Raw genomic sequence first — 14,489 nt, 5'->3', positions numbered from 1 at the left:
TTGGTCTCCTGGCAAGCAGTTGAACAACATTCTTCCATCTTATCTTTACACGAATCACATTGGATAAACAACAAATGACAGGCTTCATTCGCACAATTTACATGGGTATCACAGAGGTCTCCACATTGATGACAATTGGAAACAATGTCTTCAGATATTCGTTCAGATTTTCTATGATCAAAAACAAAATTCTTGCCTTTAAATTTATTCTGAACATCTTGCTCCTTTACCTGCCTCGTGTACTCTATAATTCCTCCTTCTAATTGAAACACATTCTTAAACCCTTTGTGCTTGTAGTAAGCACTTGCTTTTTCACAACGAATACCCCCTGTACAATACATGAGTAAATTTTTATCTTCTTTGTGGTCTTTTAAGTTTTCTTCAATTATGTCCAATGAATCTCTAAAGGTATCGACATCTGGGGTAACCGCACCTTCAAAATGACCAATTTCACTTTCATAATGATTCCGCATATCAACACAGATAGTGTTTGGATCCGCTAAGAGTGTGTTAAATTCTGACGCGTTTAAGTGCACACCCTTATTGGTAACATCAAATGATTCGTCGTTTAAACCATCGGCAACAATTTTATCTCTAACCTTAACTTTAAGTTTTAAGAATGATTTGTTGTCTTGCTCTACAGCAATATTTAATCTAATGTCTTTTAGGAAGAAGATACTGTCTAAATGACTTTTGAACGCTATGAATCTATCCGCCGGTAAAGATAACTGAGCATTTATACCCTCTTTCGCTACGTAAATTCTACCCAAAACTTCTAAACGATCCCAATGGATATACAAATGATCTCTAAAGATTTGTGGATTCCCAATATGATAATATTGATAAAATGAAATGGTCAATCGGTCTTTTCCCGCTTGATCAATTAGCTGAGCACGTTCTTCTGCGCTTAACTTATTATACAGTTGCATGCTATATGAATTTAGTTAAACATTAAAATTTTTACAAAGATAATAGAAACTATTCAGTGTACTCCAAAACTATACCAGAAAGATATATTTTAAAAAATCTACGTAGGATTCGAGTTAAAAAGCAAATTTATACCTAAGCAACCTATTTTTCTTTTTTACCTCAACAATGTAAAGGCCTTGGGTCAAATTTTGATTTTCAATACATTGACCGAACACATTATACACGTTTTTTATTTCTCCAATATCTGTCGTTATTTTTTTGTTTTCAAGAAAAAACACTCCCATGTCAAAACTATTTACACCCTCTACTGTTAACGTTAAAAAAGTAAAGTTTGAAGTGTTAAAAGGCACAAATTTTTCTCCATCTTCAGTGTCTGTAGTCCAATTTGTTTGGTCATTGACTAGTCGTCTATATTCATCTGCTGTTTTCTGAGATCTAACCCCTGTATATTCTCCGCCGTCTTTACTTTGAGTCGTATCAATAACCAAATAATTTGCCCCAGGAATCAAACCCGAAGTATCAAAGTTTGCTGGACGACCATGATTGTGAACTTCAATACCCGCTAACCACGTTGACACTTGGTCTTGAGCAGGATCTCCGAGAGTGGCAAAGATTTCATCTCCACTAGTTCCTACAGCTAAAGAAAAACCCGATTTACTTCTTTCAATTTGTCCAACTGAAACACCATAAGCCGCATTTGTGTCATTATCAATGTCTGTAAATGTCACAACTGTCCCTGCACTGATTTCTGAACTTCCCGTCGTCCAAGTAATGACTCCCTCTGCTAAATCATCCATTCCTGTGCCGGTTATATCAGGACCGCTGTCTGTGAAATAAATTGTTGAATGGGCAGGAATATCTACCAAAACCACAATGGCAAAGTCGTCATCGCCATCTCCATTATAACCTACAAATGCAATATCCCCTTGGGATTGTGCATGGAAAATTGTTGTGCACAACACAATTATCCTTAAAATTCTCTTTTTCATCTGATCTTTTATTTTAAAAATACAGAATTCATAGAACATTTCAAAATTTGGTCATTTTCATTCAAAACAAAAAGCCTCGTGATAAAATCACGAGGCTTTTTGATATTTGTTACGAAAACTTACTCTACTCTAAACACAAGAGGCAAAGCAAATAACAAGTTTACCTTTCTTCCGTTTTGACTTGCCGGCACCATTTGAGGCAAACCTCTTAGTGTTCTCTCAAATTCCTTTTGTAGTTCCGGATTTTTAGCTCTGACTCTAATACCTGTTACCTTTCCATTAATGTCGATTTTAAACATGGCATTCATTCTCTGAATTCCACTCAACCCTAATTCCTCAGCTAAACCTGTATCAAAATTTTTACCAATATACCTTTGAATTTTATCGCTAAAACATTTTTTCTTGTCCTTAGATCTTTCACACCCAGGGTATATTGCCGGATTTTGGATAGCTGCAAAAGGAACATCCTCGTACGTGACCTCTTCTCCTTCATCACTATACTCTACGGTTTCTATATCTACGACATCCTCTATTTCAATTTCAGTAGTCTGTATGACAACCTCCTCTATTTCAACGTCATCTTCAACTTTTTCAAATTGTTCTGGTGTTGGTGGCGGTGGTGGTGGTGGCGGCGGCGGTGTAGAGGGTGGTTTTATTTGTGTCATCACCATTGTTTCTACATCGTCAGACTGCAAAGTTACAGACTGTAATTCATCTACAACCCTATCATATGTTTTGCTCTCAATCGCTATATAAACGATATATAGAGACAAAACTAAGCCAAGCAAAGTAAAAACTTTGCTAAAATTTTCAAGGTTAGATTTAGGATTCTTTTTAACTTCCATTGTTTATTCAGTTGAATTGAATTTTAGTTTGCTAAAATAACAAAATTAGAATTAGACATGCAAATATATAGGCCTAAGGATTTTCAATATTAAGACACCTAAAAAGACTCCTATTGTGTTTGCAAAAACATCTAGTAAATCTCCTGTTCTACTTGTAGTTATTGTCATTTGTAATCCTTCAATAACCACACCAAAAGCAATAAGCAACAATAGTAATTTGTGAAATTTTAAATTAACCTGTCCTGTTTCTCGTGAAGTCATCCAAAAAAAAGACAGAATTGCATAAGCAATTACGTGTTCAATCTTATCCAAATAAGAAATTTTAAAATCTGGAAAATCTTCTGTATTTGTTAAACTTAACCCTAATATTAAAAAACTAAGCGAGATCGATATAAAGAGACTGCTATGCTCCAATAATCTCTTTATATGCTGCCGCATCTAATAAATCTTGAACGTCCTCTATATTGTTTGGTTTTACTTTGATCATCCATCCTTTCTCATAAGGATCAGCGTTTACTAATTCTGGTTCATCTTCTAAGCCTTCATTAAACTCGACAATCTCTCCTGTTACAGGCATGAACAAATCTGAGACTGTTTTTACTGCTTCAATAGAACCAAAAACTTCGTTTTCATCAACTGTTTCGTCTAACGTGTCTACGTCAACATAAACAATATCTCCTAATTCACTTTGGGCAAAATCTGTAACGCCTACAATAATAAAATCGCCTTCAATTCTGACCCATTCGTGATCTTTCGTGTACTTTAATTCTTGTGGAAAACTCATCTTTCTTTTTAATTTCCTAGGTTATAAACTATACTTAATCCTGTGTTGATCGATTGTCTAGGGTACAATGTTGAAATTGCATAACTAGAAACATTCTGATCGTAATACAAACTTGCGGTAAAACTACGACTTAAATTGTAATCTGCTGCAACTTTAATTCCCAATAAATTTTGACCTCCTACAGGCTGATTTGTTGCTGAGTCAATACTTCTGATACTCGTCACATCAGTTCTATATGATACATCTGCTTTGATATTAAGATCTCCTTTCAAGGATTTTCTCTGATTTAAAAATTTAGTTCTGATAGATACGTCTTTTATCCTATAACCAATACCAAAAACATATTCATTCCCAATAACTTCTGACAGAGTTGTGTTGTTTAAATTTAACGATAAGGTTCTGTTACTATTTACTGTCCCTATAAAAGACAAAGAGTTTTTGAGTTTAACATCTATTTTAACCAACGGAGAGAAGGCGTCAACTAACGTCACTCCTGAATAAATATAATCTGACTGGAATGGGTTTGTGTTGTCTGAATTTAGATTACTTGAAAAATTATTTATCGTGTAAGACGAGTTGTAACCATGTGTTAGCGTAAAGTTCCTGAAATTCTTCTTTATAAACCCTAATTTCATCAAGCCTCTATACGTTAGCTGCCAATTGGGAACGGGAACATTTCTAAAGATAGTTTTATCACTCTTACTAACATCTGAACCGCTATAAGCCGCCAAAAAGGAATGTATCAAAACTTCTTGGCTATTCAAGGCTTGTGAATTAGATCCTGCTTCTTGGTTTGGATAGAGATCGTTTGCGATTTTTTCTCTGTTGGAAATGAAATTATCAAACAGTGCGTCTGCATCAGAATTCACAGCTGTCTTAATTAAAGAATGAGAAATACTAAAACTACCAAATTCATTGACCTGACTAGGTTCAACACTTGCACTACCCGTAATAAAGTCTATTTGTTGTTGCGAACTAGAAGAATACGCTCTGGTCCCTGTAAACTGGACATTCAAATCTTTAATTGGCTTAATTGTGATGTCGTAATTGGTGCTTGTCACCATGTTTGATGCATAATTTTTGTTGTAAATCACATCTTCTACACTTCCTGACCTACCCACCAACCATTCGTTGTCTATTGAGTTTTGTAAGATGTTGGTTTGTTGTCCAAAAACATAAGCCAAACTTGGAGCATGAGTTCCATTGTATTTATTTCTACCTAAAAACCCTACTTCAGGCGCATATCCGTTTAGAGAGCTCCCCGTGTTTATCTTATGACTAAATTTCGCCGTTTTGATACCGGTCAACAAATCGTACACAACGTCTCCGAACGAAAATCCTTTCTTGGATTTTCTCTTCCCTAAACTTGGTAACTTCCTTTTTTTAGACTTTGGTGAAAACAACTTTTTCAGCCCAATGGCTGAATATAATTTAGAGAAGTTAAGATTACTGGTAAAGTTATGAGTTTGCCCATTTTGGATTGTATTTCCTATTTGGTCTACAAAAGAAGGAGATACAGCTTGCCAATTAAAATTACCTGAATAAGAATAATCTGCCGAAACAAAACTCAGTAACGGGAATTTATGGATTGGTATCTTATAGTTAGCTATTAGACTTTGTGAATAGTTACTCGGCCTTCCCATATTAAAAAAGTCAGAAAACAAACTCATATTGTCTATCGCTTCTACAGAACTACCATTGTGTTCGAAAGTGTCGAAAATAAAATTATTACTCGCCTCAAAACTTACATTAATGGCGTTTGTCAACTGATAGCCGATATTGTAATTCCAATCAAACAAAAAGTTGCGTTGCTTTAAAGTAGGAATCGGAATGCTACCTTCAACTGTAGTTGTGCCCAGTAAATCTCTTGTCTTGTATTCGCTATAATTTCTTTTGACCGCACTATTTACGCTAATAGAAGAAGGCCATAAATTGAAATTAAAATCCTTGATTAACTTTAAGTTTTTATGATTGAAAAAATCACTGGCTTTGAAAGGCGCTATCTCAATTTGCTTGAACTTGTATACATAATTAGCAGATGCATTTACACTTTTTGAAATATCTTTTTCAATGGTATAGCTCTCGTTTATGGCATCGCTATAACTATACGATACACTAAAATTTTCTATGTCATACATTCGAGGTTTTCGATCGCTTATATCGCTTCTTTCCTTCTTTACATTGATAAAACTAATACTTCTTTTTTTACTTTTAATATCAATCTCATTTGTGTTCTCTCTATCCTTTGATAAAACATCTTCATATTTTGGATCAAATTTAGGCGTCCTAATTTCTTCGGAAACAGTATAGTTCACGGGTATTCTTACCTTCCAATGATTTGGTAATAATTTACCTGCATTTATACTAGTGTTTACACTGTAGTTTTTGATCTCTTCCTGACTTCTCTCATTTACACTTTGATCAACACTTCCAAACCCTATAGATTGATATCCTCCATTTAATGCGATTTTTGCAAAATCTGCAATATTAGCATCAGCAGATACGTTTGTCGCCCAACCCCCTTGATTGTCAAATCCAGACATTCTCAACTCATTGAACCAGATTTCAGCAGACTTCTGGGTAATCTCTTTGTTTTTAATCCCCATAAAAATAGTTCTCACATTGGACAAGTTTGGATTCCCTTTTATCTTTAGTTGTACCCCTGTTTCGGAGCTCTCAGAAGGATAAACTACCAATGAACTCGAGCCTATATCATCTCTGGTTAATTTTAGGGCCGTTAGGTCTGCTAATGAAATATCTAAATTATTTTCCTCTGGCCAAACGGAATATGCTCCCAGCGCATTGCTTGTTCCAAAATTTGGAACATCTGTCATTTTTAGTGGAATCTCTATCTGGTAGTAATTGTCGTTTGTATCACTTCCCAAACGGATTACTGCTATCAGATCGTCATCATTCAACGCATTCCTCTCTAATTCTTCTGCATGAATAAACATTTTTAAACGCTTAAACATACGCATATCAACATTTACATTTTTATACACTCCTATTGTTTGGTCTTGCTCAAGATTACTAACGGTTAAACTTAACGATTGCTCGTTCTGCTGTAATATACTTGACGTCCCTTGTAAATTTTCTCTAGTGATTGTAGGGGGTAGAATATAATTTACAGGAACTCTATTTTCGTTCTCTTCAATGTTGACTGTCCCCGTTTCTACTAAATTATTTGAGTCGGTTAGTTCTCGTTTGGTCAAATTGTCATTCTGATCTATGATTTGATCATAAATTCTCCAATCCCCTCTTACCAATTGTAACTCTGCAAAACGTAAAGCCACGGGGATTTGAAAATCTGTAACAAACATCCTCATGAAGCGTATCGACTGAAAACTATTGATGCCATTCATTGCCCTTCCCTCAGCGATAGGTACTCTAAACTGATACCATTTGAACTGTCTATCCATCCCGTTTTCAAGAGTGATCGTAGTCGTTCTTTCGTCTATAATGTGTGGATTGGTGTTTTTACTTAAATTGTTTTGAGACAAATCAATTTTATACTGCCAATAGGCGTCTAAAGTATTCATAGTTTGGTCCCTGTCAACATCTTCAACATCTGGATTATTGGTTGCAGAAGTTGGATAAGCTTCTTGTGACAAAGCCGCTGTTGGAGAATTTCCTTCCGTATTATTATAATTCTTGTATCGCCTTAAAATACTTGCGTTTGAGTTGTCTAAATCGCTACCTCTGTAAAAATGGTAATTGTCAGACGATGGATCTGACAAACCTATATCTGGAAATCTATTTACTTCTTCGAGATCACTCATTCCATCCAAACCAATGTCTTGATTTGTTCTCGTATTGTTCCCGGTATCAAAAGCATATAACAATGACTTCTCTGTTGGCACATTTGCAACGGCAGTAGTATCGATATTCACTCCAATATCAACCACCCCATCCTCAGGCAATCCATTTTCAAAAACTTTTCTACCGTCTTTTAAAATGTCTTCAGAAATGCTCCCTAGGTTGATATATAAACTCCCCTTTTGGTTGGTTGGCGTTGGATTGGTTACAATTCCATCACTACCCGTTATACTATAATTCTCATAGGGGTCCTGTATCCAAAACTCAATATATTGAATATTTGAGTTTTGAAAATCGGTAGTTGTTAAACCTCTTGTGATTCCAGCCCAACGATCTTCTGGATGATCTAACTCTTCTGGTCTATCCGAATTGAAAGGCTCTTCATAATTATAAGGCCCTCGTTCGTTTGGATAATAAGAAAGGTCAAATGTCTGGAGGTTTGTTCTCTGGGTAATGTCTAAATTTCTTTCTGGAAACAACTCTAAGCTCTGTACGGGTCTAACTTCTGCCCGAGACAATTCTTCAGGATCTATGTTCTTAGGTCTTAAAGAGGTATTGCTGTAGAACAATTGATCAATAGTGTACCAAGCTAATTTTGCTCGTTTTTTTCCATAATCTAAGTGGTTGTTTTTGGAGCCCCCAAAATCAACACCATCAAAACTGACTGGAACACTTGCCAAAGACCAATTTTGAGCGGTTCCAATGTTAATTGGAATTTGCGCTCCTTCAAAGTCATCTATATATGTGGTTGCTTCTCCTCCAATATCAATAGTACTTGGTGTATTGGGCCTTAAATAAGCAATGTCTCCTCTTACAGAAATATTAGAAGTGACTTCCGTATCTACATTTGGTAAGTAATTCACCCAATTAGTCAACAATGGTACTTCTGTGCTATAATTAAAGTTTAACCCGTACATAGAATTATTAATTGGATCTTGACCAACCTGAACTTTATTGCTAATAGGGTTTTCGGTAATGTTTAAATAGGTTGCTCCCAAAACAAAATGATCACTAAACTGATGCTCGACGTCTAATCCAACATAGTTTTTTGTTTGTTGATTAAAGAACGTGTTGTTTTCTAAAGACACGTTTACTGCTTGCCCTGAAGATTCAATAGATGGGTTTATAATTCTAACAATTCCAGCAGAATAATCAACAGTATAATCTGATCCCTCCACCAAAGCAATACCCCCTGAAGTGACCGATACAGAACCTCTTGGTACATTGAAAGCCCCTAAAGAAATTCCATCTGCCGCGCTGGCTTTATATTGACCCGAAAATAAAAATTTATCTTTATTCTGATAATCATTTTCTGCGACCGAAACTGTGGTGGTATACAGTTCGTTAAAGACATATTTATCCTTATCTGCTTGATCCGTTAAAATGGCTTCTAAATCTCTACCAAAGGGCTCAATTGTAGGGAATATAATACTCCCATTTCTTGAGTTCACTGTTAAACCTTCTACATAATCAAAAAAGCCATCACCAGCATAACTGGTTGGCGTCTGTCTGGTCAAATTATTATTTGCGTCTAGTCGATCTACCTGAGTAAGATTTAAAATAGTCCTGGCTTTTATCTGATCGTCTTCTGCATTTAGAAGATTGTTTGTTGCCTGCCCTGTAGCGTCATCTCTGTATAGCAAATCAAGTCTAAAACCTTCTCTTTGCATGTCATAAGCCCCTAAAGAGTAAATGTTTTTCATCATTAAATTCCAAACAATTTCTTTGGTGTTTATGAGTTGTGGCCTGATCAACTTGACCACAATATTTTGATCACTTTCCATACCGTCTGTCGATAATTCTCCTACTCTATAGGCTACTCCATTATAAGTGTATTCATAAGAGACCGCCATAACATCTCCATCATTCAATCTAGAATTCAAAGAGAGATAACCCAATTGAGGGTGATACGTAAACTCAGACGAAGTTAGCTTTCTTGCATTTTCTATAATCGCATATTCTGATCCTTGCTTAAATCCAGTTAAAACCTTGGAAACATCTTGCACATCTCTTAACAAATCTGTTTGAGTACCTACATAACTTCTCAAACTATTTTCTTCGTTCCTAGGTAATTGTATTGCGTCTGGAGAGGGTGTGACCTGAGTTGTATTGGTTATATTGGACTTTGTGTTGTCATATTTATCTACTCCTGACTCTCCTAAATCGACCAAACCTACTACATTTCTAACTTCTTGTGTATTGGTATTTCTGTTGGTGACCCAGACCTCAACTTTTGTGATTTGTATTGGAGAATTGATCAAGGGGAGTTCTTTTAAGGCGTCATTGTATCTATTTCTAAAGTACTGAGCTAAAAAAAAGTGCTTATTGTTGTCATACTGAGTAGTTCTCAATTCAAATTCAGACAAAGCAGCCCCTCCCTCAGCCGTCACATTTTTGGTTTGTGATTGTTGCTGAGAAAAAACTCCTGTCACTGTGGTTGCGCCAAATTGTAACTTTGTTTTAACTCCGAATAAACTTTGTGAACCGTTGATCAAGTTGTTTTTAATATCCATGTTCACATTACCAACCTCAATACTTCTGATGATATCATCTTCCGTTGGTTCGTAAGTTAATTTCACCTGATTTTGAAAAGAAAAAGTAGATTGTGTGTCATAGTTTATATCGGCAGTCAATCGTTCTCCAACTTTTGCTGTGATACTGGCTCTTATTTGTTGATCAAACTCGGGCGTATAACTCTTTCTGTTTTCTTCAGAAAGGATTGGATTCTCTACATTTTGATACAAAAGACCAAAACGTAAAGTTACAGAACCTCTTGGCACTAATTTTATCTCTGATCCACCAAAAATGGTGTTGAAAAAATTATTATTTACATAAAACGTCGGTAATAAATCTTTCTGAACTTGCTCGGAATCATTTCTAAGTCCATCAATCGCTAAGGATTTTTGTTTAAAATAGTCTTGGACGTCTTGTTTCAGCCTGTACTTTTGATATTCTTCTTCTGTTAGATAAACTGGTGTCGTAAAACTGGTATTCCCTATTTTTTCTCTAACAATGTATCTTCCTATTTTGGGTTTGTATTCAATCTCCTTTTCGGTTGGATTTTTTAAATACAGAACACCATCCTCATAATTATCAAAAGAATAGATTGGAAAACCACTATCTATACGAGGAGCTCCCTTTTGCTTTTCTTGCCCATAACTACTGTAAGTTACTGCAAGACCTAATAATAAAGATATTATTCGGGAAAAGTTTTTCAATGTATTTGGTTCAGTTTAGTTCTACAGTTTTTTTAATGCCAGTTTTATCAACTTCTCAACACTTAAATCGGGGGACTCTTTTAGAATCCCTGTTACGACTTTTTCTGCTTGTCGTTTGACAAAACCTAATACTTCTAAAGCAGATAACGCTTCTTCTTTACTACTATTGTCTGCCAACACCATTGTATTTTCCATATCGTACGTTTTAATTATCTTGTCTTTCAACTCAATAATTACTTTTTGAGCCGTTTTGGCTCCAATTCCTTTGACAGACTGAATGACAGCAACATTTTCTGTGGCTAATGCTTTTTGTATTTCTTCAGTAGTCAAAGAGGACAACATGGTTCTTGCTATACTAGCGCCTATCCCTGAAACAGAAATGAGTAACTTAAAAATTTCTCTTTCCAAAACAGAAACAAATCCATACAGCGTATGGGAATCTTCTCTTACAATAAGTTGAGTATGAAGCATGACTAACTCTGCATCTGGAATTTGAGAGAATGTATTCAGCGATATATGTAAAAAATAGCCTACACCATTGCATTCTACAATGGCGTAAGTTGGATTTTTTTCGACAAGCTTACCTTTTAAATGGGTAATCATTTATTATTGATTTTGTGCATCAATTACCGCGACCGCAGTAATATTTACAATTTCTTCTACACTTGCTCCTAATTGTACCACATGTGCTGGCTTATTTAGCCCCATCAATACGGGTCCGATAGAAGTTGCGTCTGTTAATTCTTTGATCATTTTATACGAAATATTTGCAGCGTCTAAACTAGGAAAAATAAACGTATTTGTCTCCTTTCCAACTAAGTCTGAAAATGAAAATTGCTTTTCTAGCAAATCATGATTCAAAGCAAAATCAGCCTGAATAGGACCGTCTACAACTAAATCTGGTCTTTTTTCTTTTAAAATTTCTACGGCTTTTTGAACTTTAGCAACCCCTTTACTCTCTACTCCTCCAAAGTTGGTGTAAGATAGCATCGCAATGTGAGGCTGAATGGCAAATATTTTTGCCATACCACTTGCCAACTCAGCAATGTTTGCAAGTACCTCTGAGGTAGGGTCAATATTTACCGTAGTATCCGTGAATATCAAAGGACCTTTTTCAGTAATCATAATGTTAGCCGCAGCAATTCTAGAAGCCTCTGGTCTTTTCCCAATCGTTTCAAAAATAGGTTTTACTGTCGAAGGATAATTTCTAGAGTAACCTGAAACCATCGCATCTGCCGCTCCTTCATTAACCATCATAGCCGCAAAATAATTACGCGTAACCATATGCTTTTGTGCATCTAACAAACGGATACCTTTGCGTTGACGCTTAACCCAATACTTTTTTGCGTAGTCCTCAACCTTATTTTTGTGCTCTTCACTCTTTGGGTCTATAATCTCTACCTCTGCCTCAAAACCTATCTCTTCTTTTAGAGCTTTGATCAATTCAATATTTCCCAACAAGATTGGTACGGCAATTCCCTCGTCCGATACAATTTGTGCAGCTTTTAGGACATTCATATGTTCTGCTTCAGGAAATACAACTCGTTTAGGATTTTTTTGAGATCGTGAAACGAGCATACGCTCAAACTTACTACTGGAACCTGAACGGTCAATTAATTCTTGAGTATATTGATCCCAATTGGTGATTGGTTTCTTCGCTACTCCACTATCCATCGCTGCTTTTGCAATGGCTGGAGGCAACTCATAAATCAACCTTGGATCAAAAGGTTTTGGGATGATATAATTTCTACCATACTGTAAATTCTTCTCTCCGTAAACAATATTAACTTGCTCTGGGACATTTTTCTTCGCCAAATCTGCCAAAGCATATACGGCTGCCATTTTCATCTCTTCATTGATTACAGTGGCCCTAACATCCAATGCTCCTCTAAATATAAATGGAAAACCTAATACGTTATTTACTTGGTTTGGGAAATCTGAACGTCCTGTCCCCATGATGACATCGTCTCTAGTTTCTACTGCCAGTTCGTAACTTATTTCTGGCGTAGGATTTGCCATCGCCAAAACAATAGGATCTGCAGCCATGGTCTTTAACATTTCAGGTGTCAAAGCGCCCGCAACTGACAATCCAATAAATACATCCGCTCCATTGACGGCTTCTTCTAGGGTTGTAAGTTCAGTATCTCTAGCAAACTCCTTCTTTTGCTCAGTTAATCCTTCTCGTTTTTTAGAAATAACTCCTTTACTATCACACATCAGAATATGCTCTGGATCAACTCCTAAAGCCTTGTAGATTTTTGTACAAGAAATGGCTGCTGCTCCAGCTCCATTAACTACAACTCTTACCTTTCCAATATCTTTACCCGTGATCTCAATGGCGTTTTTTAATGCTGCTGCAGAAATAATTGCAGTACCATGTTGGTCATCGTGCATAACAGGAATATCCAATTCTTCTTTCAGCCTTCTTTCTATTTCAAAGGCTTCTGGAGCTTTTATATCTTCTAAATTAATTCCTCCGAAAGTAGGAGCAATCGCTTTCACTGTCTCTATAAATTTGTCAACATCCTCTGTATCAACCTCAATATCAAAAACGTCAATGTCTGCAAAAATTTTAAACAATAACCCTTTTCCTTCCATCACAGGTTTTCCTGCCAAGGCTCCAATATTACCTAAACCTAAAACAGCGGTTCCATTTGATATTACAGCGACTAAATTTCCTTTTGAAGTGTATCGATAAGCGTCTTCTGGAGTTTTTTCAATCGCCAAACAAGGAGTAGCTACTCCTGGAGAATAAGCTAGGGCTAAATCTCTTTGGGTAGCATATCTTTTTGTCGGTACAATCTTAATTTTACCCGGCTGAGGCCTTTCGTGATAATCTAAAGCCTCTTTTTCCTTTTTAGTGTATTTCATTTCCAACGAATTTAAGTTAGCAAATATACTATTTGTTTTCTGAAGACACCCACGACTCGTCCTTTTTCAAAAATAATAGATCCTTGACTCTTAATCCTATTTCTGATCATAAGTAACTACTTGTTTAAAAGATGAAAAAAAAAAGAGTAACAAGTAAGATTGATAAACAACCCAAAAGAAGATGTTTTTAAGATTCAATTCAAAACTAGATTGAGTTTCTAAAAATATATTCCCATAATTTACTTTCCAAATCAAGAAACCAACACACAAAAGAGAAATTACACCCAAGAACCCAATCAAGATGATCAAAAGTTTTTGTACAGGACTTAGCTTTGTTTTGAAAGCCCGCGTAAAGTAAGATACTGTCAAAGAATAAAGTCCAAACAAAGGAACGATCCATAAAAAATTTGGAAATAGATATAGGGAATCTAAAAGCTTAAAGCTCGACAAAAACAGTACGGTTAGCAAAGACAATGAAAAGGCTATGACGGTAGTTTTTTTCATCTTAATATGAGGGTTTGAATCGTTTCCATTATTTTTTTTGTGGCTCCTAAATTACTAACTACGTATTGTTTGGTGATCTGTTTCTTCTCCTCTCTTAAGTTTTTATCTTTTGAAAATAGGGACAAAGCGGTCATCAGCTCTTCTGTATTTTGAACACTTGTACAACCTTGCAAGGAAATTAAATCTTTCACCTCTTTGAACTTTTTATAGTTTGGTCCTATGACAATTGGCAAGCCATAAGTAGCGGCTTCTAAAGTATTGTGAACCCCACTTTTAGTATAGCCACCACCAACATAAGCTATATTTGCATAAGCGTATATTTTTGACAAAATCCCAACAGTATCGACAATCATAACTTGATAACAACTCAAATCTTTGTCCTCTTTTTGGGTGTATAAAATCGTCTTCTTAGTTAAACTACTTTTTAACTTCTCAATCCCCAATACATCAATATTATGTGGAGCAATGATAAACTTTTCGTCTTCACGTGCAACAGTATTGATATACTGCACCAAACCTTCTTCATCCTTTG

Annotated in this window: 8 protein-coding genes and 1 pseudogene; all 9 read right to left on the bottom strand. The window is 35.8% G+C overall.

Annotated features, from left to right (window positions below):
* Positions 1 to 929, bottom strand: a 929-nt coding sequence (locus ABF281_RS01110; protein WP_347179857.1) for a rhodanese-related sulfurtransferase, incomplete at its 3' end; no start/stop codon positions are given.
* A gap of 114 nt (positions 930 to 1,043) precedes the next feature.
* On the bottom strand, positions 1,044 to 1,919 hold the full coding sequence (locus ABF281_RS01105) for a hypothetical protein (RefSeq protein ID WP_347179856.1): 876 nt from the start codon (positions 1,917 to 1,919) through the stop codon (positions 1,044 to 1,046).
* A 119-nt stretch (positions 1,920 to 2,038) separates the two neighbouring features.
* Entirely contained in the window at positions 2,039 to 2,764 is a 726-nt protein-coding gene (locus ABF281_RS01100; protein ID WP_347179855.1) for an energy transducer TonB, read from the bottom strand.
* A 51-nt stretch (positions 2,765 to 2,815) separates the two neighbouring features.
* Positions 2,816 to 3,202, bottom strand: coding sequence for a VanZ family protein (locus ABF281_RS01095; RefSeq protein WP_347179854.1), 387 nt, complete (start codon positions 3,200 to 3,202; stop codon positions 2,816 to 2,818).
* Complete coding sequence (gene gcvH / locus ABF281_RS01090) at positions 3,168 to 3,548, bottom strand: glycine cleavage system protein GcvH (RefSeq protein WP_347179853.1); 381 nt, start codon at positions 3,546 to 3,548, stop codon at positions 3,168 to 3,170. The genes ABF281_RS01095 and gcvH overlap by 35 nt, the downstream gene beginning before the upstream one ends.
* A gap of 8 nt (positions 3,549 to 3,556) precedes the next feature.
* On the bottom strand, positions 3,557 to 10,582 hold the full coding sequence (gene sprA, locus ABF281_RS01085; protein WP_347179852.1) for a cell surface protein SprA: 7,026 nt from the start codon (positions 10,580 to 10,582) through the stop codon (positions 3,557 to 3,559).
* Between the two features lie 21 nt (positions 10,583 to 10,603).
* Positions 10,604 to 11,185: a Holliday junction branch migration protein RuvA gene (gene ruvA, locus ABF281_RS01080; protein WP_347179851.1), complete on the bottom strand. Its 582-nt coding sequence runs from the start codon at positions 11,183 to 11,185 to the stop codon at positions 10,604 to 10,606.
* 3 nt (positions 11,186 to 11,188) lie between these two features.
* Positions 11,189 to 13,453: an NADP-dependent malic enzyme gene (locus ABF281_RS01075; protein WP_347179850.1), complete on the bottom strand. Its 2,265-nt coding sequence runs from the start codon at positions 13,451 to 13,453 to the stop codon at positions 11,189 to 11,191.
* Positions 13,454 to 13,953: 500 nt separating this feature from the next.
* A pseudogene (locus tag ABF281_RS01070) lies at positions 13,954 to 14,489 on the bottom strand (3-deoxy-D-manno-octulosonic acid transferase); the annotation flags it as partial.

The sequence above is a fragment of the Wenyingzhuangia sp. genome (assembly GCF_039768515.1).
Lineage (GTDB): Bacteria > Bacteroidota > Bacteroidia > Flavobacteriales > Flavobacteriaceae > Wenyingzhuangia.
The sequence above is the reverse complement of the archived record's forward strand: the minus strand, read 5'-3'. Positions and strand labels throughout refer to the sequence as shown.

Coding starts and splice junctions, on each gene's coding strand:
- ABF281_RS01105 (WP_347179856.1), bottom strand. CDS start 1,919: ATGAAAAAGAGAATTTTAAGGATAATTGTGTTGTGCACAACAATTTTC.
- ABF281_RS01100 (WP_347179855.1), bottom strand. CDS start 2,764: ATGGAAGTTAAAAAGAATCCTAAATCTAACCTTGAAAATTTTAGCAAA.
- ABF281_RS01095 (WP_347179854.1), bottom strand. CDS start 3,202: ATGCGGCAGCATATAAAGAGATTATTGGAGCATAGCAGTCTCTTTATA.
- gcvH (WP_347179853.1), bottom strand. CDS start 3,548: ATGAGTTTTCCACAAGAATTAAAGTACACGAAAGATCACGAATGGGTC.
- ruvA (WP_347179851.1), bottom strand. CDS start 11,185: ATGATTACCCATTTAAAAGGTAAGCTTGTCGAAAAAAATCCAACTTAC.
- ABF281_RS01075 (WP_347179850.1), bottom strand. CDS start 13,453: ATGAAATACACTAAAAAGGAAAAAGAGGCTTTAGATTATCACGAAAGG.